At 66.6% G+C, this 20984-nt stretch carries 19 protein-coding genes; 18 read left to right on the top strand and 1 reads right to left on the bottom strand.

The features are described from left to right. The first annotated feature begins 7 nt into the window (after positions 1-7). The 16 genes from AC3WOS_RS13145 (at position 8) to AC3WOS_RS13070 (ending at position 18342) form a co-directional block, all read left to right on the top strand. The gene (locus AC3WOS_RS13145) at positions 8-1537 is read left to right on the top strand and encodes a type II and III secretion system protein family protein (RefSeq protein ID WP_492716408.1); all 1530 of its coding nucleotides are present in this window, start codon (positions 8-10) and stop codon (positions 1535-1537) included. 10 nt (positions 1538-1547) lie between these two features. After that, positions 1548-1814, top strand: coding sequence for a hypothetical protein (locus AC3WOS_RS13140; protein WP_492716407.1), 267 nt, complete (start codon positions 1548-1550; stop codon positions 1812-1814). Positions 1815-1834: 20 nt separating this feature from the next. Beyond that, on the top strand, positions 1835-3109 hold the full coding sequence (locus AC3WOS_RS13135) for a pilus assembly protein TadG-related protein (protein ID WP_492716406.1): 1275 nt from the start codon (positions 1835-1837) through the stop codon (positions 3107-3109). Positions 3110-3119: 10 nt separating this feature from the next. Further along, positions 3120-3572 (top strand): TadE/TadG family type IV pilus assembly protein, encoded by a 453-nt coding sequence (locus tag AC3WOS_RS13130; RefSeq protein WP_492716405.1) that lies wholly within the window; start codon positions 3120-3122, stop codon positions 3570-3572. Beyond that, positions 3569-4045, top strand: coding sequence for a TadE/TadG family type IV pilus assembly protein (locus AC3WOS_RS13125; RefSeq protein ID WP_492716404.1), 477 nt, complete (start codon positions 3569-3571; stop codon positions 4043-4045). Before AC3WOS_RS13130 ends, AC3WOS_RS13125 begins: the two co-directional genes overlap by 4 nt. 34 nt (positions 4046-4079) lie before the next feature. Further along, positions 4080-5234, top strand: a complete 1155-nt coding sequence (locus AC3WOS_RS13120) for a CpaE/TadZ family protein (protein WP_492716403.1) — start codon at positions 4080-4082, stop codon at positions 5232-5234. 27 nt (positions 5235-5261) lie between these two features. Beyond that, on the top strand, positions 5262-6635 hold the full coding sequence (locus AC3WOS_RS13115) for a TadA family conjugal transfer-associated ATPase (protein WP_492716402.1): 1374 nt from the start codon (positions 5262-5264) through the stop codon (positions 6633-6635). 5 nt (positions 6636-6640) lie between these two features. Then, entirely contained in the window at positions 6641-7618 is a 978-nt protein-coding gene (locus AC3WOS_RS13110; RefSeq protein WP_492716401.1) for a type II secretion system F family protein, read from the top strand. An 11-nt stretch (positions 7619-7629) separates the two neighbouring features. Next, positions 7630-8586 carry a type II secretion system F family protein gene (locus AC3WOS_RS13105; RefSeq protein WP_492716399.1) on the top strand — a complete coding sequence of 319 codons (957 nt, stop codon included), beginning with the start codon at positions 7630-7632 and terminating at the stop codon, positions 8584-8586. A gap of 15 nt (positions 8587-8601) precedes the next feature. Further along, positions 8602-10338, top strand: coding sequence for a tetratricopeptide repeat protein (locus tag AC3WOS_RS13100; RefSeq protein ID WP_492716398.1), 1737 nt, complete (start codon positions 8602-8604; stop codon positions 10336-10338). A 40-nt stretch (positions 10339-10378) separates the two neighbouring features. Then, on the top strand, positions 10379-12469 hold the full coding sequence (locus AC3WOS_RS13095) for an Ig-like domain-containing protein (RefSeq protein WP_492716397.1): 2091 nt from the start codon (positions 10379-10381) through the stop codon (positions 12467-12469). 336 nt (positions 12470-12805) lie between these two features. Further along, entirely contained in the window at positions 12806-13069 is a 264-nt protein-coding gene (locus AC3WOS_RS13090; RefSeq protein WP_492716396.1) for a heavy-metal-associated domain-containing protein, read from the top strand. Between the two features lie 58 nt (positions 13070-13127). Then, a complete protein-coding gene (locus AC3WOS_RS13085) occupies positions 13128-13571 on the top strand; it encodes a CBS domain-containing protein (RefSeq protein WP_492716395.1) in 444 nt (147 codons plus the stop codon). A gap of 31 nt (positions 13572-13602) precedes the next feature. Further along, positions 13603-15426 (top strand): FAD-dependent oxidoreductase, encoded by a 1824-nt coding sequence (locus tag AC3WOS_RS13080; RefSeq protein ID WP_492716394.1) that lies wholly within the window; start codon positions 13603-13605, stop codon positions 15424-15426. Positions 15427-15445: 19 nt separating this feature from the next. Next, entirely contained in the window at positions 15446-17290 is a 1845-nt protein-coding gene (locus AC3WOS_RS13075) for a 2-oxoacid:acceptor oxidoreductase subunit alpha (protein ID WP_492716393.1), read from the top strand. Continuing rightward, positions 17287-18342, top strand: a complete 1056-nt coding sequence (locus tag AC3WOS_RS13070; protein WP_492716392.1) for a 2-oxoacid:ferredoxin oxidoreductase subunit beta — start codon at positions 17287-17289, stop codon at positions 18340-18342. Before AC3WOS_RS13075 ends, AC3WOS_RS13070 begins: the two co-directional genes overlap by 4 nt. Positions 18343-18482: 140 nt before the next feature. Here the strand turns inward: AC3WOS_RS13070 and AC3WOS_RS13065 are convergent, their stop codons facing one another. Further along, positions 18483-18944 carry a GNAT family N-acetyltransferase gene (locus tag AC3WOS_RS13065; protein ID WP_492716391.1) on the bottom strand — a complete coding sequence of 154 codons (462 nt, stop codon included), beginning with the start codon at positions 18942-18944 and terminating at the stop codon, positions 18483-18485. 330 nt (positions 18945-19274) lie between these two features. Here AC3WOS_RS13065 and AC3WOS_RS13060 point away from each other — a divergent pair, with 330 nt between their 5' ends. Together AC3WOS_RS13060 and AC3WOS_RS13055 are read left to right on the top strand one after the other, a co-directional pair. Continuing rightward, on the top strand, positions 19275-19898 hold the full coding sequence (locus AC3WOS_RS13060; RefSeq protein WP_492716390.1) for a hypothetical protein: 624 nt from the start codon (positions 19275-19277) through the stop codon (positions 19896-19898). Positions 19899-19983: 85 nt separating this feature from the next. Next, on the top strand, positions 19984-20984 hold a 1001-nt coding region (locus tag AC3WOS_RS13055; RefSeq protein WP_492716389.1), incomplete at its 3' end, for a choice-of-anchor X domain-containing protein.

The following is a 20984-nucleotide window of genomic DNA, read 5'->3' as shown; positions in this document are numbered from 1 at the left end:
CTTCAGCATGAATACTATCCGCTGCAACAAGACCCGCGCCGCCCTGCAACTGAGCCTGGCCCTGGCCGGCCTGCTGACCACCTGGTCCTATGCCGCCGCAGAGGGGGACAAGCCGGCCAAGGTGGCCAAGGGCGCCAAGAGCGCCAAGGCCGACGCCGTCGTGCCGCCGGCCCACGTGGGCACAGTCGAAATGGCGCCCCAGGTGCACCTGGCGGCCGGCAAGTCGACGCTGATGCGCCTGCCCTACCCGGCCAGCCGGCTGGCCGTGGGCGACGCCCGCATCGCCGACGTGATCCTGCTCAAGCCCGATGAAGTCTATATGCTGGGCAAGAGCGCCGGCTCGACCAACCTGATCCTGTGGAGCAAGCAGGGCGACGCCACCGTGGTCGACCTGTCCGTGGGTGTGGACACGACGGCCCTGCAGGCGCGCTACAGCCAGCTGCTGGCCGGCGAGAAGGACTTGCATATCACGGCCGCGGCCGACACCCTGATCCTGTCGGGCACGGTGTCGGACGTGGTCAAGGCCGACCAGGCCATGGCGCTGGCCACGGCCTACGTGCAGGGCGGCGCGCGGGCGGGCGCGGGCGCGCAGGGTGCCGGCGGCGCCGGCGGCGGTGGCGGCGGTGGCGAGGGCGCCTCGCCCAAGGTGGTCAACCTGCTCAAGATCGCCGCGCCCCAGCAGGTGATGCTGGAAGTGAAGGTGGCCGAAATATCCAAGACCCTGGTCGACCAGCTCGGCGCCAGCCTGGGCATCAGCCGCACTGTGGGCGGTTGGACCTATACCATGCTGTCGAACCTGCTCAGCAGCAATCCCGGCAAGCTGGACGCCTTCAACAACCGCAACGGCAACTTCGCCAGCCTGGACGCGCAAAAGCGCGACGGCCTGATCAAGGTACTGGCCGAACCGACCATCATGGCCATCAGCGGCCAGGAGGCCAGCTTTCTGGCCGGCGGCAAGATCTTCATCCCTGTGGCGCAAAGCAACAATGGCGGCACCCAGACCATTTCGCTGGAAGAGAAGGAATTCGGGGTGGCCGTCAAGTTCACCCCCACCGTGCTCGACGGCGGACGCATCAACCTCAAGGTGGCGCCCGAAGTGTCGGACTTGAACAAGGAAGGGGTGGGCATCACGGCCACCGGCGTCAACACGACCGCCATCCTGCCCTCGTTTACCACGCGCCGCGCCACCACCACGGTGCAGCTGTTCGACGGCCAGAGCTTCGCCATCGGCGGCCTGATCAAGAACAACGTCACCACCAGCATCAAGGCCTTCCCCGGCCTCGGTGAAATTCCCGTGCTCGGCGCCCTGTTCCGCAGCAGCGACTTCCAGACCGACCGCACGGAACTGGTGTTCATTGTCACGCCCCACCTGGTGCAACCGCTGCCGGCCGACTACAAGCTGCCCACGGACGGCTACATCCAGCCTTCGCGCGGCGAATTCTTCCTGCAGGGCAAACTCGAAGGCAAGCCGCCGTCCCAGTCCGGCCCGGCGCCCCAGCCAGCGGCGCCGACGGCCGGCGGCTTTGACGTCAAATAGGAGAACCACCATGAAAAACACCTTCTGCGCCGCAAGCGCCGCCCTGCTGCTGGGCGCCTGCGCCACCACGCCCTACCTGGACAGCCAGTTCGGCCAGGCCAACCGCATGATGCAGGCCCAGCAGACCATCAATCCGCAAGGCTTGCCCGGCAACCCCAGCGCCGGCGTGGACGGCAAGGTGGTCAAGAGCGCCTACGACCAGTACCAGAAGAGCTACCGGGCGCCGGAACCGCAGCCGGCGGCCTTCTCCATCGGCCTCAGTTCGGGCGGCAAGTAGGCGCACCAGGAGCAGGCATCATGCGCATCCCCTACCTGAACAGCCAGCGCGGCACGGTGGCCATCATCGCCGCCATCGCGCTGCCGATCCTGATCGGCTTCGCCGGCCTGGCGCTGGACGGCGGCCGCCTGTACCTGCACAAGACGGAATTGCAGAACGCGGCCGACGCCTGCGCGCTGGCCGCCTCGCGCGAACTGACCTGCGACCCGGCCGCCGGTCCCTGCAACGCCAGCTATCTGCTCAACGCGGAGAATGCCGGCTTGACCGTGGGCAGGCTGAACCGCATCGATTTCCAGGCCAATACCGTCGGCGCCGGCCAGCTGAGCGCAGCCGACATCACGTTCAGCACCAGCTTCGCGCCCAATTCCAGCTATCTGTCGCGCGCCAACGGGGCCAATCCGGCGTCGAAATACGTGATGTGCTCGCCCCACCAGAGCGGCATCCTGCCATGGTTCATGCAAGTGCTGGGCATCGGCACGCAAAGCGTGGACGCCTACGCGGTGGCCACGCTGGCGTCGGCGCAGGCCAACTGCGCCATCCCGATCGGCATGTGCAAGCTGCCCAGCGCGCCGGCCAGCGATCCGTTCGCCGGCCTGGTCGTGGGCCAGTGGGTCAGCAGCCAGCTGAGCCAGGCGGCCACCGGCAGCTTCGACTGGATCGACTTCACGCCGCCGGGCGGCGGCGCCAGCGAACTGGCGGGCTTGATCAAGGGCACGGGCGCCTGCAGCGTGCCGCCGCCGCCCACCCAGGTGGGCGAGCAGGGCAACCTCACCAGCCTCGACCACGCGTGGAACACGCGCTTCGGCCTCTACCACGGCAGCGACAACAAGACCAACGCGGCGCCCGATTACACGGGGCTGGCCTACACGCCTTTGAGCTGGCCCAGCAAGTTCAACGCCTACGGCGGCAGCGGACCGATCGCCAATTTCCAGAGCGCGCGCAACCAGCACCTGCTCTGGCAGGGCAACGGCGCGAACAACAGCAACGGCACCAACGTCAGCATGGGCGGCCTGCAGCTGTCGAACCAGGCCGACCTGACCACCTACGGCGCCGACCGCCGCCTGGTGACGGCGCCGCTGGTCGATTGCACCTCCTGGGCCGCGTCCAGTCCGCAGACGGTGCCCATCCTGGGCTACGCCTGCGTGCTGATGCTGCACCCCATCCCCGGCAGCGACGGCAACACCTGGCTCGAATACCGCGGCAAGTCGACCGACCCGTCCAGCCCCTGCGCCACCTCCGGCGTCGTCGGCGGTCCGGGCGCCATTGGGCCGCTGGTACCGGCGCTGGTGCAATAGGAGATCAGGCATGCGAATCCTGCGCAAACAACGTGGCGTAGCCAGTGTGGAACTGGGCATTCTGCTGGTGCCGCTGGTACTGCTGACCTTTGGCACCAGCGAGTACGGCCGCGCCGTCTACCAGTACAACACGCTGGTCAAATCGAGCCGCGACGCGGCACGCTTCCTGTCCGGCCAGGGGCCGGGCGATCCCGCCGACCTGGCCACGGCCAAGTGCCTGGCCGTGTATGGCAACACGGACTGCAGCGGCGGCACCTTGCTGCCCGGCCTGACCACCGCCATGGTCACCGTGTGCGACAGCAGCTATTGCCCGTCCACGCACCAGAACCAGCCCACCGGCAGCGGCGTGCTCAACCTGGTCACGGTGACCATCAGCGGCTATCAGTTCACGTCGCTGGTGCCGTTCGTCGCGCCCAGCGTCACGTTCAACGACATCAGCACCACGATGCGGCAAATCCTATGAAAACGCCGCGCGTCCGCCCCGCCCACACGCCGCCCGCCATCGGCTATCGCGCCCGCCAGCGCGGCGCCACGGCCGTGGAATTCGCCATCGTGGCCACCGTGTTCCTGATGCTGATGATAGGCATGATGGAGATGGGCCGCATGCTGTTTTACTGGAACACGGCCGTCGAGGCGACCCGCCTGGGCGCGCGCGTGGCGGCCGTGTGCGACGTGGGCGACGCCGACGTCAAGACCAAGATGCACGCCATGCTCGACGTGCTGCCCACCAGCGCCATCGCCGTCACCTACACGCCCGGCGGCTGCACGGTCGACACTTGCCGCTACGTGACCGTCTCGATCAACAGCGGCGTGTCGATCGCCACCTATATTCCGGGCGTGCCGCTGGCGCTGACGCTGCCGGCCATGTCGACCACGCTGCCGCGCGAAAGCATGCTCAGCACCGTCGGCGGCAGCGCCAACCCCATGTGCCAGTAAACGCCCCACCGCTTATTCATTTACAGGAGTCATCGTGAAAATCACCGTCGTTTCCAGAACCGAGAAGCAACTGCTGGAACTGTCGCGCCTGCTCCGCGAGCGCAACGGGGCCGACGAAATCGACGCCATCCTGGGCAAGATGCAACGCCTGCAGGAACCGGTCGACAGCAACCTGCTGCTGCTGGACCAACCCACGCTGGACGAGGCCGACCTGGACCAGCTCGAACGCCTGAGCACCGGCTATCCCACGCTGGCCGTGATCGTCATCTGCCAGCAGCAGGACCCGGAATTTCTCATGCAAGCCATGCGCAGCGGCGTGCGCGAAGTGCTGGCCAGCCCGGCCGACCCGGAACAGCTGCTGCCGGCCGTGCGCCGCATCGAGGAAAAGCTGCAGAACCGGGTGCGCCCGCTGGGCAAGGTACTGGCCTTCATTTCCTGCAAGGGCGGCAGCGGCGCCACCTTCATCGCCACCAACCTCGGCTACGCGCTGGCCACCCAGGAAAACAAGAAGGTGGCCCTGTTCGACCTCAACCTGCAGTTCGGCGACGCCTCGCTGTTCGTGTCGGACCACAAGCCGCCGGCCACGCTGGCCCAGGTGGCGCAGCAGATCCACCGGCTCGACCCATCGTTCCTGGCCGCCAGCATGGTGCAGGTGTCACCCAACTATGGCGTGCTGGCCGCGCCGGAAGACCCGGCCCACGCCAACGACGTCAAGCCCGAGCACATCAGCCAGCTGCTGCAGCTGGCCCGCCAGCACTATGACTATGTGCTGCTCGACATCGGGCGCAGCCTGGACGCCGTGTCCGTGCGGGCGCTGGACCAGGCCGACATGATCTTCCCCATCCTGCAGCTGACCTTGCCCTACATCCGCGACGGCAAGCGCCTGCTGAGCGTGTTCCGCTCGCTCGACTACCGCAAGGACAAGATCCACCTGATCGTCAACCGCTACGCGCCGGGCGGCGAGATCCGCCTGAGCGACTGCGAGGACGCCTTCGGCACCCGCATGTTCAAGACCGTGCCCAACCACTATGAAGCGGCGGCCGCCTCCGTCAACCAGGGCGTGCCCATCTTGCAGCTGGCCAAGGCCAGCCCCGTGTCCAAGGCCTTGCAGGAGCTGGCCCGCACCCTGGCCGGCGAGCCGGGCGAGGAAACCCGCGGCTGGCTGTCCAAAATATTGAAACGGGCCTAAGGCCCGCGTTCCACCAGGAGAATCACCATGTCCACCCAGCCCCCCTCGATCCGGGAACGTCTCAACAACGGCGGCACGGCCCTCGGACCCGCGCCCTATGTGTTGCCCGGCGCCAGCTCGATCGACACCCGCAGCTACCAGGACCTCAAGCACCGCATCCACCAGGCCCTGCTCGACCGGGTCGACCTGGAGGGCATGCAGCGCCTGTCGCAGAACGAGATCCGCGACGAGCTGCGCATCCTGGTCGAGCGCCTGCTCGACGAGGGCACCATGGTCATCAACGATGCCGAGCGCAAGAGCCTGACGCGCGACATCCAGTACGAGGTGCTCGGCTTCGGCCCGCTCGAGCCGCTGCTGGCCGACCCCAGCGTGTCCGACATCCTGGTCAACACCCACAAGCAAGTGTATGTGGAGCGCCACGGCCGGCTCGAGCTGACCGACGTCACCTTCACCGACGACGCCCACCTGATGAAGATCATCGACAAGATCGTGGCCCGGGTCGGGCGGCGCATCGACGAGTCCAGCCCCATGGTGGACGCCCGCCTGCCCGACGGCTCGCGGGTGAACGCCATCATTCCGCCGCTGGCGATCGACGGGCCCATCATGTCGATCCGGCGCTTTTCCGCCACCCCGCTGCGGCTGGCCGACCTGGTCGAGTACAAGAGCCTGACGGGCAGCATGGGCACCTTGCTGCAGGGCCTGGGCAAGGCCAAGGTCAACATCCTGATCTCGGGCGGCACCGGTTCGGGCAAGACCACGCTGCTCAACGTGATCTCCGGCTTCATCGCGCACAGCGAGCGCATCGTGACGGTGGAAGACGCGGCCGAGCTGCAACTGCAACAACCGCACATCGTGCGGCTCGAGACGCGCCCGCCCAACATCGAAGGCAAGGGCGAAGTGTCGCAGCGGGCCCTGGTGCGCAACGCGCTGCGCATGCGGCCCGACCGCATCATCCTGGGCGAGGTGCGCGGCGGCGAGGCGCTCGACATGCTGCAGGCCATGAACACGGGCCACGAAGGGTCGATGGCCACCATCCACGCCAACACCCCGCGCGACGCCCTGACCCGGCTCGAGAACATGATCAACATGGCCGCCTCCAACCTGCCGTCCAAGGCCATGCGCCAGCAGATCAGCTCGGCCATCGGGGTGGTGGTGCAGGTGGCGCGCCTGACGGACGGCAAGCGCAAGATCACCTCCATTTCCGAAGTGACGGGGATGGAGGGCGACATGATCACCATGCAGGAAATCTTCGCCTTCCGCCAGACGGGGCTGGACCCCATCGGCACCGTGCTGGGCAGCTTCAAGGCCAGCGGCGTGCGGCCCCGCTTCTGCGAACGGTTGCGCCACTTCGGCGTGGCCCTGGACGACACCATGTTCGACCCCAACCGTGAACTGAGCTGAACGCCATGGACACCCTCTACTACATCTTCGGCATCCTGATCTTCGTGGCCGTGGTGCTCGGCATCGAAGCGCTGTACCTGGCCTGGAACGGCACCAGGGGGCCGGAGGCGGAACGGGTGGCGCGCCGCCTGCGCACCATGTCGGCCGGCGCCCACCTGGGCCAGCAAAGCAATTCCATGATCAAGCAGCGCCTATTGAGCGAGTCGCCGGCCCTGCAGCGCTTGCTGCTGGAATTGCCCCGTATCCGCCAGGTGGACCGCTTGCTCGAGCAAAGCGGCCTGTCCTGGAGCGTGGCCGAGATGATGGGGGTGCAGCTGCTGTGCTTCCTGGCGGTGCTGGTCGGCGCCCTGTGGCTGGGGCTGCCGTGGCTGCTGGCGCTGCCGCTGGCGGCCGGCGCCGCCTGCCTGCCCCTGATGTACGCGCTGCGCGCCAAGGAACAGCGCCTGGCCCGCATCGACGAGCAACTGCCCGACGCGCTGGACCTGATCGGGCGCGCCGTGCGGGCCGGCCACGCCTTCCCCACGGCGCTGGCCATGGTGGGCGACGAGATGCGCGAACCGCTGGCCGGCGAATTCGCCGCCGCCTTCGACGAGGTCAACTTCGGCATCTCGATGCAGGACGCGCTGCTCAACCTGGCCACCCGCGTGCCCAGCACCGACTTGCGCTACTTCGTGATCGCCGTCACCATCCAGCGCGAGACGGGCGGCAACCTGGCCGAGCTGCTCGACAACATCAGCGCCATCATCCGGGCCCGCATGAAGCTGATGGGCCAGATCCGCGTGCTGTCGGCCGAGGGCAAGATGTCGGCCTGGGTGCTCGGTCTGCTGCCGTTCGCGGCGGCGGGCATGATCCACCTGACCAGCCCGCAGTTCCTGGCCGTGCTGTACACCGACCCGGGCGGCCGCAAAATGCTGGTCGGGGCCATCTCGCTGATGCTGGTCGGCCTGTACGTCATGCGCCGCATCATCCGCATCCGCGTCTGAGGAGAACCGATATGTCCATACTCCAACTGGGGACGTTGCTGCTGCTGTTTCTGGCCGTGTTCGGCGCGGCCATGGTGGTGCTGGCACGCTTTTCCGCCAACCCGGTCCAGCAGCGCCTGGACCAGCTGGGCGGCACCGGCCAGCCCGACGGCGCCGCCCGCGGCGCCCCCAGCCAGGGGCCATGGCTGACCCGCCTGATCCGGCTGACGGGGCCGCTGGCCAAGCTGTCCGTGCCCGAGGGCGAGTGGGAAAAGTCGCCCCTGCGCACCCGCTTCATGACGGCCGGGCTGCGCAGCCCGAACGCGCCCACGCTGTTCTTCGGCGCCAAGACGGGGCTGGCCGTGGCCCTGCCCTTTGTCACCTACATCGTGCTGAACGTGACCCGCGGCCACTATACTGGCAACGTGCTGCTGATGTGGCTGCTGGTGGCGGCGGCGTCCGGCTATTACCTGCCCAACCTGCTGCTAAACCAGCGCATCAAGACGCGCCAGCGCGAAATCTTCAACGGTTTCCCCGACGCGCTGGACCTGATGACGGTGTGCGTGGAGGCCGGCCTGGGCATGGACGCGGCGCTGGGCCGGGTGGCGCACGAGATCGGCCTGAAGAGCCCGCTGCTGGCCGACGAACTGAATCTGGTCACGCTGGAACTGCGGGCCGGCAACACCAAGGAGCGGGCCTTGCGCAACTTGGCGCTGCGCACCGGGGTCGAGGATGTGGACGCGCTGGTGGCCATGCTGATCCAGGCTGAACGGTTCGGCACCAGCGTGGCCGACTCGCTGCGGGTGCAATCGGAACAGCTGCGCACCAAGCGCCGCCAGCGGGCCGAGGAAATGGCCGCCAAGATCGCCCTGAAACTGCTGTTCCCCCTGATTTTCTTCATTTTCCCCTCATTGCTGGTGGTGTTGATGGGGCCCGCGTTCATCCAGATTTACCGTGTGCTGTTGCCCACCATGGGCGGCTCAAACTAATCGAAGGAGCACATCATGTCCAACTTGAAACCCATCGTCATCGCGGTCGCCGGCGCGGCCATGCTGGCCGCCTGCAGCAGTCCCGCCGTGCGCCAGCCGTTGCAGGTGCAGGGCGTGCAGCGGGTCAACCAAAGCACGGAACAGAGCGCGGCCAGCTGGTACCGGCTGGGCAAATACCACCAGCAGCGGGGGCAGCTGAGCCTGGCGCTGGGCGCCTACGCCCAGTCGCTGGCGCTGGACGGGGGCCAGCTCGACGCCCGCAACGCCGTGGCCGCCATCGACGCCCAGCAGGGCCGGCTGGCCGACGCGCGCGACGCCCTCCAGCGCCTGGCCGACGATTATCCCGGCGAAGCGCAGCCCCTGAACAACCTCGGTTATGTGTACTACCTGATGGGCGACTATCCATCCGCCATCGCTACCTTGACGCGCGCGGTGGCGCTCGATCCGAACGGGCGCGCCTACTACAACCTGGTGCAGGCCCAGACCGCGGCCCGCGACGGCACACCGGCCGGTGCCCTGCTGGCCGGCGCGGCCCAGGCCCCGGTGCCGGCCGGCGCCATGGCCCAGACCACCGCGCCAGCCGCGACGGAGGCATCGCCTTCGCGCATGGAGCTGGTGGAACTGGCGCCCAATGTGCTGGAACTCAAGCTGCGCCCCAGCCAGGCCATCGCCGCCGTGCCGGCCCTGCCGGCCGCCGCGCCGCTGGTCGTGCCGCCGGTGCGCATCGCGCCAGCGGCGACACCAGTAGCGCTTGCCGCGGCACCGACACCGGCAGTAGCGGCCAAGCCAGTGGCCGTTGCCCCGGCTCCTGCACTCACACCACAAGCGGTTGCGATTGCGCCCGCCCCGGCCGTAACGGCCCGGCCGGCTACCGCCATCCCGCCCGCGGCTCCTGAACCGCCGCCGCATCCGGTAGCAATTGCTGCTGCGCCGGCCCCGGCAGCAGCGGCCAAGCCAGTTTCCGTCGTCCCGGCCGCCGCTCCTGCACCAGCGCCCCAACCGGTGGCAATCGCTGCTGCGCCGGCCCTGGCGGCAACGGCCGAGCCAGTGACCGTCGCCCCGGACCCCGCTCCTGCACCAGCGCCGCAACCGGTGCTAGTCGCCGCTGCGCCGGCCCTGACGGCAACGGCCGAGCCAGTGACCGTCGCCCCGGTCCCCGCTCCTGCACCAGCGCCGCAACCGGTGGCAGTCGCCGCTGCGCCGGCCCTGGCGGCAACAGCCGAGCCGGTGACCGTCGCCCCGGACCCCGCTCCTGTACCTGCGCCGCAACCGGTAGCAGTCGCCGCTGCGCCGGCCCCGGCAGCGGCGGCCAAGCCTGCTACTTACGCCGCAGCGCCCGCGCCGGCCGTCGTTGCCAAGCCGGCCGCCATGGCACCCGTGCTGGCACTGGCGCCGGCCGCCGTCCCGGCCACCACCACGCCGCGCCTGGAAATCAGCAACGGCAACGGTGTCACGGGCCTGGCCAAGCGCTATCGTTCCGTGCTGGGCAAGCTGGGCATCCTGGCTTCGCGCATCAGCAACGCGCGCCCGTTCCACCAGCAGGCCAGCGTGATCCAGTACCGCCCCGGTTTCGCGGCCCAGGCTGCCAGCCTGCAAAGCGCCCTGCCCGGCCGCACGTACCTCCAGCAGTCGGCCTCGCTGAACCATGCCGATGTGCGTCTGCTGCTGGGCAAGGATGCGCCGTCGCAACTGGCCCAGGCCGAACAACTGCAGGATGGCGCGCGCTTCGCAGCCGTCGATACGACGCGCTGACCGGAACGGCACACATTTTTAAAACAACTAGAGGTGGCTCATGCTCATCACACTGAAACGTACTCCTGCCGGACTGCTGCTGGCCTGCCTGCTGGCCCTGCTGCTGGCCGCCTGCGGCGGCTCGAACGGCGGCCCCGGCGGCGGCTGCACCAACCTGGACCCGTCGCGCGACCCCAACCTGCCGTCCTGCGGCTCGACCAGCGGCAACGGCAGCACGACAGGCGCGGCCACGCTGGCCCTGACGCTCACCGACGGCACCGGCGCGGCCACCAACAGCATCACGCCTGAACGCAGCGGCACCCTGCAGGCCAAGATCAAGGACAGCAAGGGCGTGGCCCAGGCCAACGTGGCCGTGACCTTTGTCACCACCGACAAGACGGCCGTGCTGACGCCCGCCTCCGGCACGGCGCTGACCGACAGCAACGGCGTGGCCAGCATCGGCGTGGGGGCCGGCAGCGTGGCCGGCGCCTACACGGCCACGGCCAGCGCCACGGTCGGTAGCGTTGCCACCGGCTCGGTCAGCTATGCCGTCACGTTCAAGACGCTCAGCCTGAACAGCCTGACGTTCGCGCCGGCCACGCTCTCGGCCGGCGGCAACGCCAGCATCAGCGTGACCGTGCTCAGCGACGGCGTGCCGTACACGCCGCCGCTGCCCGTCACCTTCAGTTCGCCCTGCGTGACGGCCGGCAAGGCCAGCATCGGCAGTCCCGTACTGACCCAGGCCGGGGTGGCTGTGGCCAGCTACACGGACAAGGGTTGCGGCGTGGCCGACGTGGTGACGGCCTCCGTCACGCTGGGCAGCGCCACGGCCACCAAGACCGGTACCCTGACGGTGCTGCCCGCCTCGGCCGGCTCGATCAAGTTCGTCAGCGCGCAGAGCACCAATATCGCGCTCAAGGGCACGGGCGGCTTTGGCCGGCAGGAATCGTCGACCGTGACGTTCCAGGTGTTCGATACGACCGGCGCGCCCGTGTCCGGCAAGCTGATCGACTTCATGTTCGCCGACTCCGGCACCAGCGACACGGTCGGTGGTCTGACCCTCAGTCCGGCATCGGCGACGTCGGCGGCCGATGGTACGGTAACCACGCTGGTGACTGCAGGGACCATTCCCACTTCGGTCCGGGTAGTCGCTTCCGTACATGGCGCTTCGCCGATGATTACCACGCTGTCCAATATCCTGGTCATTTCCACGGGCGTACCGGACCAGGCGCACTTCTCGCTGTCCTCGTCGATCGGCAATTGCGAAGGCCGCGATTTCGATCAGCACTGCTCCTTTATCACCGTCAGCATGGGCGACCATTTCGGCAATCCCGTGCCCGACGGCACGGCAGTCAACTTCAGCGCCGAAGGTGGCACCATAGGCGCGTCCTGTGTGACCGGCGCGCTGCCGCCGCCGGGCAGCACGCCCGTCGGCCAGACCACCAACTCCGCCGTTGGCCCCGGTTCCGGCAGCTGCACCGTGGAATTCCGCTCCGGCAGCCCCCGGCCCGCCAACGGCCGTGTCACCGTCCTCGCCTATGCGCTCGGCGAAGAAAACCTGCTCGACAACAACGGCAACATTGTTTATGACAGCGGTGATACATTCGTCGACAAGAGTCCCGACATTTTCCGTGACGATAACGAAAACTTTATTTGGACGGCCGGTGAACCCTGCATAGGCCCCAACAGCAACGGCGCTTGCAGCACGCCAGGCGACGGCATCTACAATGGCGTATTGCGCATACCACAGACGCCGAGCGCGCAAACGCTGCGCATCAGCGGCCAGCTGGTCGAGCAGTTCTCCGGCAGTGCCGCCGTGATCACCTTCCCGGCCACGGCCAGCTGCGGTAGCAACCTGGCCGCCAATGTCGCGGTGAAGGTGGCTGACGTGGTCGGCAATCTGATGCCAGCGGGCACCGAACTGGTCTTCAGCGCCACTTTCGGCATGACCGATAAGCCGCCCGTCGTCACGCCGGCCTCCCTCAAGGTCCCCAACCTCGTGCTGGCCGTGGGACAACCGGTGGTGGTGCCGACCTACAACGTGAGCGTCAGCTGCCCAAGCGCCACGGCCTCCGGCGTATTTAACATCTCGGTGACCACGCCTAACGGCATCACCACCATCGGCAGTCTCAACATCGCTCCTGTTCCCTGAGACGGCGGTCGCGTGAACATGGCCGGTCCGGCGCAAGCCAGACCGGCCTTTTTTTTCGCCGTCGGGCTGGCGCTGCGCTATCGCTGGGGGCCGCGGCCCCAACTGTCCATGCCTGTTTTCCGTCGCCGGTCCCGCCAACGGTGCAAGAGGATTGCCCCGCGCCCCGTTTTGGAGTAACTTGAGCTTTATCAAAGATTAAGGAACGCGCATGGGTCTACAGTCCAACTGCAGACCGCCGTTGCCGCCACGGGAAGCCAGGTTTTGCAGCGCGCCTGATTTTCCGCAAAGCAATGCCATGCCGTATCCCGCGCGTATTTCAACCCATTGGAGCAGAGCATGGAAACCGTGGCCCTGGAAATCGAAGGCATGACCTGCGGCGGCTGCGCCGCCAGTATCGAAAAAATGTTATACGGTGTGGCGGGCGTGCAGACGGCCGCCGTGACGCTGGACGGCGCCCGCGCCGAGATCACGTTCGATCCGGGCCAGACCAGCGCCGCCGCGCTGACGGCCGTGGTGACGGACGCCGGCTACGGCGCCCACGTGGCCAGCCTTGCCACGGCCGACCAGCGGCCCGTGGCCGAACCGGCCGGCGGCGCATGAACGGATGGGCGGGGTGCGCGCCGCGCCCCCCGCCCGGCCGCAACCAGGGAGGGATGTCATGACTGAACGCACCGTGTTGGAATCGATCGGCCAGCGCCACGTGCTGACCGTCAAGCCGGACGCCAGCAGCCTGGACGCTGCCTGCGCCATGACCAAGGCCCATTGCGGCAGCATCCTCATCATCGACGACAGCGGCGCCATGGTGGGCATCCTGACCGAGCGCGACCTGATGACCAAGATCGTGGCCCAGCGCCGCGACGCCGCCGCTACGCCCGTGTCGGCCATCATGACCCACAACCCGCACTTCATCGCGCCCCAGACCACGGTGTCGGACGCGGTGCTGATCATGAAGCGGCATAACTTCCGCCACCTGCCCGTGATCTCCGCCACCTCGCAGCTGCTGGGCGTGTTTTCCATCCGCGACGCCATGCCGCGCGAACTGATGGAAGCGGAAACCATGGCCGACCTGATCGACCAGCAATTTACCAACGTGCTTAGTTGACCCCGGCCCGCGCGGCCATCTGGAGGAGCTCTTGCGACCTACCGACATCGTCAGCCCCGACTACTTCCACAAGGTGGTCGATTGCCAGTGGGCCTGTCCGGCCCACACCCCCGTTCCCGAATATATCCGCCTGATCGCCGCCGGCCGCTACTCGGACGCCTACCTCGTCAACTGGGAATCGAACGTCTTCCCCGGCGTGCTGGGGCGTACCTGCGACCGCCCGTGCGAGCCGGCCTGCCGCCGCAGCCGCGTGGAGGATGAGGCCGGCAAGCAGCCGGTGGCCATCTGCCGCCTGAAACGGGTGGCGGCCGACTACAAGGACGACATCCGCGACCGCCTGCCCCAGCCGGCGCCGCGCAACGGCCGCCGCGTGGCCTGCGTGGGCGCGGGCCCGGCCTCGCTGACGGTGGCGCGCGACCTGGCCGTGCAGGGTTACCAGGTGACGGTGTACGACTCCGAGGCCAAGGCCGGCGGCTTTATCCGCAGCCAGATCCCCAAGTTCCGCCTGCCCGAGGAAGTGATCGACGAGGAAACGGGCTACATCCTGGACCTGGGCGTGGAACTGCGCGGCGGCCAGCGCATCGCCAGCCTGCAGTCGCTGCTGGCCCAGGGCTACGACGCCGTGTTCGTCGGCTGCGGCGCCCCGCGCGGGCGCGACCTGCCGCTGCCGGGGCGGGCCGAGGCGGCGCCCAACATCCACATCGGCATCGACTGGCTGTCGTCCGTCTCGTTCGGCCACGTGCAGGGCATAGGCCGGCGCGTGATCGTGCTGGGCGGCGGCAACACGGCCATGGACTGCTGCCGCTCGGCCAAGCGCCTGGGCGGCGAACAGGTGAGCGTGATCGTCCGTTCCGGCTTCGACGAAATGAAGGCCAGCCCGTGGGAAAAGGAAGACGCCCAGCACGAGGGCGTGACCATCCTCAACTACCTGGCGCCCAAGGCCTTCGTGCTCGATAACGGCAAGCTGTGCGGCATGCAGTTCGAAGCGATGGCGGCCAGCACCGACAGCGCCGGCCGGCGCACGCTCAAGCCCACGGGCGAGCCGGAACGCTTCGTCCCCTGCGACGACGTGCTGGTGGCCGTGGGCCAGGAAAACGCCTTCCCGTGGATAGAGCGCGACATCGGCCTGGCCTTCGACGAGCATGGCATGCCGGTGGTCGATCCCGTCACCTTCCAGTCCAGCGCGGCGCGCGTGTTCTTCGGCGGCGACGCCGCCTTCGGGCCCAAGAACATCATCACGGCCGTGGCCCACGGCCACGCGGCGGCCGTCTCCATCGACAAGTTCTGCAACGGCGAGGACTTGCGCCAGCGCCCGCCGCCCATGGTCCATTTGCTGAGCCAGAAGATGGGCATCCACGAGTGGAGCTTCGACAATGCCGTCACGCCCGACCACCGCTTCAAGGTGCCGCTGCGCGACGTGAGCGCGGCACTGAAGAACATCCGGGTCGAGGTGGAACTGGGCTACGACCAGCAGCTGGCCCTGAAGGAAGCGCGGCGCTGCCTGAACTGTGACGTGCAGACCGTGTTCTCGGACAGCCTGTGCATCGAGTGCGACGCCTGCGTCGACATCTGCCCCATGGACTGCATCAGCTTCGTCGAGAACGGCGAGGAAGGCGAACTGCGCGAGCGGCTCAAGGCGCCGGCCCTGAACCTGGCGCAATCGCTGTTCGTGTCCGGTAACCTGAAGACGGGCCGCATCATGGTCAAGGACGAAGACGTGTGCCTGCACTGCAGCCTGTGCGCCGAACGCTGCCCCACGGGCGCCTGGGACATGCAGAAATTCTTCTTCTCGCCCGGCCGCGCCGGCCCGGCCTGCCGCCCGCAACCCACCGCGCCGCTGCGCCAGATCGGTTAGGAGCCACTTAGGAGCAACCATGCCGCCTGCACTGCAAGCCGTCAACGATTTCGTCGTCAAGTTCGCCAACGTCAACGGCTCCGGCTCCGCCTCGGCCAACGAACTGTTCGCGCGCGCCATCCTGCGCATGGGCGTGCCCGTCAGCCCCCGCAACATCTTCCCGTCCAACATACAGGGCATGCCGACCTGGTACGAGGTGCGCGTGAGCGAGGCCGGCTATCTGGGCCGGCGCGGCGGATGTGACCTGATGGTGGCCATGAACCCGCAGACGTGGGCCGCCGACCTCAAGGAAATCACGCCCGGCGGCTACCTGTTCTACGACGACACGCGCCCCATCCCGCCCACCGAGTTCCGCGCCGACGTGCACGCCATCGGCATGCCGCTCACCATGATCTGCAACGAAGCCTACACGGACGTGCGGCTGCGCCAGCTGTTCAAGAACATCGTCTACGTGGGCGCCCTGTCGGCCCTGCTGGGCATAGAGCCGGCCGTGCTGGAGCAGCTGTTCTCCGAGCAGTACAAGGGCAAGGAAAAGCTGTACGACTCCAACGTCAAGGCCCTGCACCTGGGGCGCGACTACGCACTGGCCCACATCGACTGCGGCGCCGTGGGCCTGAAGGTGCAGCGGGCCGACAATGTGGGCGAGCGCATTTTCATGGACGGCAACAGCGCCGCCGCGCTGGGCTGCGTGTATGGCGGCGCCACCGTGTGCGCCTGGTATCCGATCACGCCCTCGTCCTCGCTGGCCGAAGCGTTCCAGAAGTACTGCCACAAGTTCCGCGAAGACCCGGACACGGGTCGCCACAACTACGCCATCATCCAGGCCGAGGACGAACTGGCCTCGATCGGCATGGTGATCGGCGCCGGCTGGAACGGCGCGCGCGCCTTCACGGCCACTTCCGGCCCCGGCATCTCGCTGATGACGGAGTTCATCGGCCTGGCCTACTTCGCCGAGATCCCCGCCACCATCATCAACGTGCAGCGCGGCGGACCGTCCACCGGCATGCCCACGCGCACCCAGCAGGCCGACATCCTGTCCTGCGCCTACGCCTCCAACGGCGACACCAAACACGTGCTGCTGTTCCCGGAAGACCCCAAGGAATGCTTCGACTTCGCCGCCACGGCGCTGGACCTGGCCGACCGGCTGCAAACGCCCGTATTCATGATGACGGACCTCGACATCGGCATGAACACGCGCCTGTGCGCGCCACTGGAGTGGGACGACGCGCGCCGCATGGACCGCGGCAAAGTGATGCACTTCAATGAACTGGAAAGCGGCCGCGATTTCGGCCGTTACCTGGACGTGGACGACGACGGCATCCCCTACCGCACCCTGCCCGGCACCCATCCGAAACGGGGTGCCTATTTCACGCGCGGCACCACCAAGGACAGCTACGCCCGCTACAGCGAAGAAGGCGCGGTCTACGTGGCCAACATGGAACGGCTGCACAAGAAGTTCGAGACGGCCAAGACGCTGGTGCCGGCCCCCATCGAGCGCCGCGCGGCCCAGCCCACGCGCTACGGCGTGCTGTACTTCGGCTCCACCAGCCCGGCCATGACGGAGGCGCTCGACATGCTCACGCACGACGCCCAGCACGTGGACGCGCTGCGCATCCGCGCCTACCCGTTCAGCGCCGCCGTGATGGACTTCATCGCCGCCCACGAACACGTGTTCGTCGTCGAGCAGAACGCCGACGCCCAGCTGCGCGGCATGCTCATCCTCGAAGGCAACCTGAACGCGGCCAAGCTGCTGCCCGTGCTGCACTACGACGGCACGCCGATCACGGCGCGCTTCATTGCCGACGCCATCGGCGCCCGGCTCGACTCCCGCAAGGTCACCCCCATCAAGAAGGTGGCGCAATGAGCTATCTGGCCAAACCCAAGCTGCACCACCCGGAACTGAAGGCCAACCGGCTGGGCTACACGCGGCGCGACTACGAAGGCGCCATGTCCACTCTGTGCGCCGGCTGCGGGCATGACTCCATCTCGGCGGCCATCATCCAGGCCTGCTACAACCTGGCCATCGAACCGCACCGGGTGGCCAAGCTGTCGGGCATAGGCTGCTCGTCCAAGTCGCCCACCTATTTCCTGGGCGGCTCGCACGGCTTCAACACGGTGCACGGGCGCATGCCGTCCGTACTGACGGGTGCCAACCTGGCCAACCGCGATTTGATCTACCTGGGCGTCTCGGGCGACGGCGACTCGGCCTCCATCGGCCTGGGGCAGTTCGTGCACAGCATGCGGCGCGCCGTCAACATGGTCTACATCGTCATGAACAACGGCGTGTACGGGCTGACCAAGGGCCAGTTCTCGGCCACGGCCGACCAGGGCTCGCGCTCCAAGCGGGGCGTGGTCAACAGCGACTCGCCGGTGGACTTGGCGGCGCTGGCGCTGCAACTGGGCGTGAGCTATGTGGCGCGCGGCTTTTCCGGCAACAAGGAACAGCTGGTGCCCATGATAGAAGGCGCCTTCATGCACCAGGGCGCGGCGTTCATCGACGTCATTTCGCCCTGCGTGGCCTTCAACAACCACCCCGGCTCGACCAAGAGCTACGACTACGTGCGCGAGCACAACGAGGCCGTCAACCGGGTCGACTTCGTGCCCCATGCGGAAGAACTGACGGGCCAGTTCACGCCCGGCACGGTGCAGGAAGTGCTGCAGCACGACGGCAGCGTGCTGCGCCTGCGCACGCTGCAGGCCGAATTCGACGTGCACGACCGCATCGCCGCCATCAACTACCTGTACCAGCGCCAGGCCGAAGGCGAAGTGGTGACAGGCCTGCTGCACATCGATCCCTCGCCGGAGGATATGCACAGCCACCTGAACACGTCGCTGCGGCCGCTCAATACGCTGGATGAGGCCGTGCTGTGCCCGGGATCGCAAGCGCTGGCCCGCATCAACGCGGCGCTGCGCTAACTTCCTAGCGGAGTCAATGCCAACAATCCGACACAGGCTCGTCCATAAAGCCGACGTTGGCCGAGCCGTTGTTCATTGAGAGCGTCTTGTAAATTTCGATGTTGGTCTGCGCTTGGCCTCTGCCAGCTCTTGCAAGCGTTCTAAGCCGCAGCCTGGGCGGTCACGTTGCAATTCACCAGTAGATAATAGGTATCGTTCCCTTCGATGCGTTCCAGCGTCCACCCCTGCGCGGCATAGAACCGGTCCGCCCTCGTACCGGAACCGGTACTCAACCGAACGATCTCGTGGCCTTGTTCGAAGAGCCAATCAACAGCCATATTCAGCAATTGCCTGGCGAGCCCTCGTCCTTCATATTCCGGCGACATGAACAGGGCCCAGATTGACGCATTGGTCTTGTTTGCATAGCAAAATCCCGCAATAACCCCATCGATTTCCGCGACCCAACCTCGTCCGAGCAAGTCCAGATAATCTTCATACATTTTTTGGGTAATCCGGCTCGGATCGGAAAGAACGTTTTCGCGCACAGCCAGCCGAATCTTCGACATGGCGGGAATGTCTTGCGCGGTCGCGCGGCGAAAATTGGCCGATCGGGTATGGGACATGTTCGAACTCTAATAATTTTCGCTTGATGCTTTATATGGCTGCTGAGACCAGCGTCAGCAGGCCAAAGCCAGGGGCCACAGAATAGCATCTTGCTGAGATTAAAAATACGTGAATGATCACATTATCAATCTCTGTTCTATCTCAATGTTGCGCAGAGCGTCCTGCTTACACTGAATCAATATTGCTGATCCGGCCCAGGTTTCCCGGCCACGAACTATCGTTTCGCATTCGCATTAACGCGCCCTGAACAACAGGGCTACGGCCATCTTTTGCCTGCACAACTTCGTTTCGCATCTCGCCGTCTGAAAACGACCATAAGGGAGCGCGGTATGAATTCATTCAAGCGGTACGCACTGAAATTCATCGCAACTGGAGTGTGCTGGGTAAGCGGCATTTCCCTCGCATTGGCTACCACGATCACTTACGATTTCGACGCCTTCACGGACGGCGCCAGCCTGACCAGCCAGTACAGCGGAATCAGCTTCACCAACGCGACCGTACTGAAGGCCGGGTACAGCCTGAACGAATTTTCCTTCCCGCCGCACTCTGGCGATGGCGCCGTCTTCGACGATGGCGGCCCCATGCGCATCTCGTTCAATACCCTGGCCCATAGCGTATCGGGATATTTCACCTACCTGGACGGACTGACACTCTGGGCATATGACCGCAACGACAATCTGCTGGCGACCGCCACTTCCGCCTACCTCACGAATCTGGCGGATGGCACGGGCGATGCGGGCAGCATCCCGAACGAACTGCTCACCGTCAGCAGTCCGGGAGACCAGATTGCCCGGGTGGTGATCGGCGCCTCGAATGGCGGAAGCTCACTGGTGCTGGATGACCTGACGACCATCACCTCCACCACGGCACTGCCGGTGCCAGGCACGTTCGCGCTTGTGCTGACCGGGCTGGCCCTGGCTTGGCGACGCCACGCCAGGCCACGCCGCCGCTGAAGGCATTTCCTCCCCCGGGCGTATGCCCATCGACTGAACCAGACATTGCGCCGCCTGTCAGCTACAGGCGTGTGAAGGAGCGAGTATGCGAGCAATCCATACAGCGATGGTGTTGGCGACATTTATCGGGACTTTGCTGGCGGGTCGGGCATCGGCAGGAAGTCTCGGCATTCCTGAAATGAGCCCGGCCAGCATCAAGGCCGGCGCACCCGCCACCGTCAAGATCACCGTCACGATTAGCGACCCGAATTACATTACGGGCAGCGCCAACGTGCAACGGCTCAATGCGGATGGCAGCATACAAGCCGTTGTCGGCTTGCTGCACGACGATGGCATGCAGGGCGACGCAACGGCGAACGACCAGGTCTACACATTGGATATCCCGCTAAACGAGACCAGCGCCGGCAACGCCAGTTTTCAGGTATCGGCGGCCTACAAACGCGAACTGAAACGCACCATGTCCGCGCCCATCGTGCTCTCGGTGATGCCTGCAGCGGCCGTTCCGGCGCTCAAGGCGCCCAGTTTCAGCCCGGGCAGCACGCCGGCAGGGACTGCAGCCTCAGGCCTGGTCAGTGTCCAGGTCGAATCTGACGCGGCGCCTTCATCCATCGTCCTGCAAAAACTGAGCGCCGATAACGTCGTGCTGGCGACCTTGGGCACCCTGCATGATGACGGTGCCGATGGCGACGCAAGCGCCGCCGACAAGATCTATACTCTGCGCACCACCGTGCTCGAAAACGCCCCCGGCACAATACGCTACCGGGTGGCCGCCACTTTTCCCGGTTACGAGCAGACCGTTTTCTCGGAAATGCTCAATGTCGCCATCACCGGCACGGCTACCAGCGTTGAGCTCACTTCGCCACCCAACGGAGCCTACCTGAACACACCGGTCATCACCGTCGCCGGCAAAGTTGGCGATCCGGCCGCGCAAGTCACGCTCAATGGCATCGCCACCGTCCTTAGCGGCACCACCTTCAATGCGTCGGTACCGCTGAATGAAGGGCCGAACACCATCACGGCGGTGGCCACCAACGGCGGTGGCAGCACGACTACCAGCAGCATCCTGGTCACGCTCGATACGACGGC

The organism is Rugamonas sp. FW305-51 (assembly GCF_058786935.1).
This window is presented reverse-complemented; position numbering and strand designations above follow the sequence as displayed.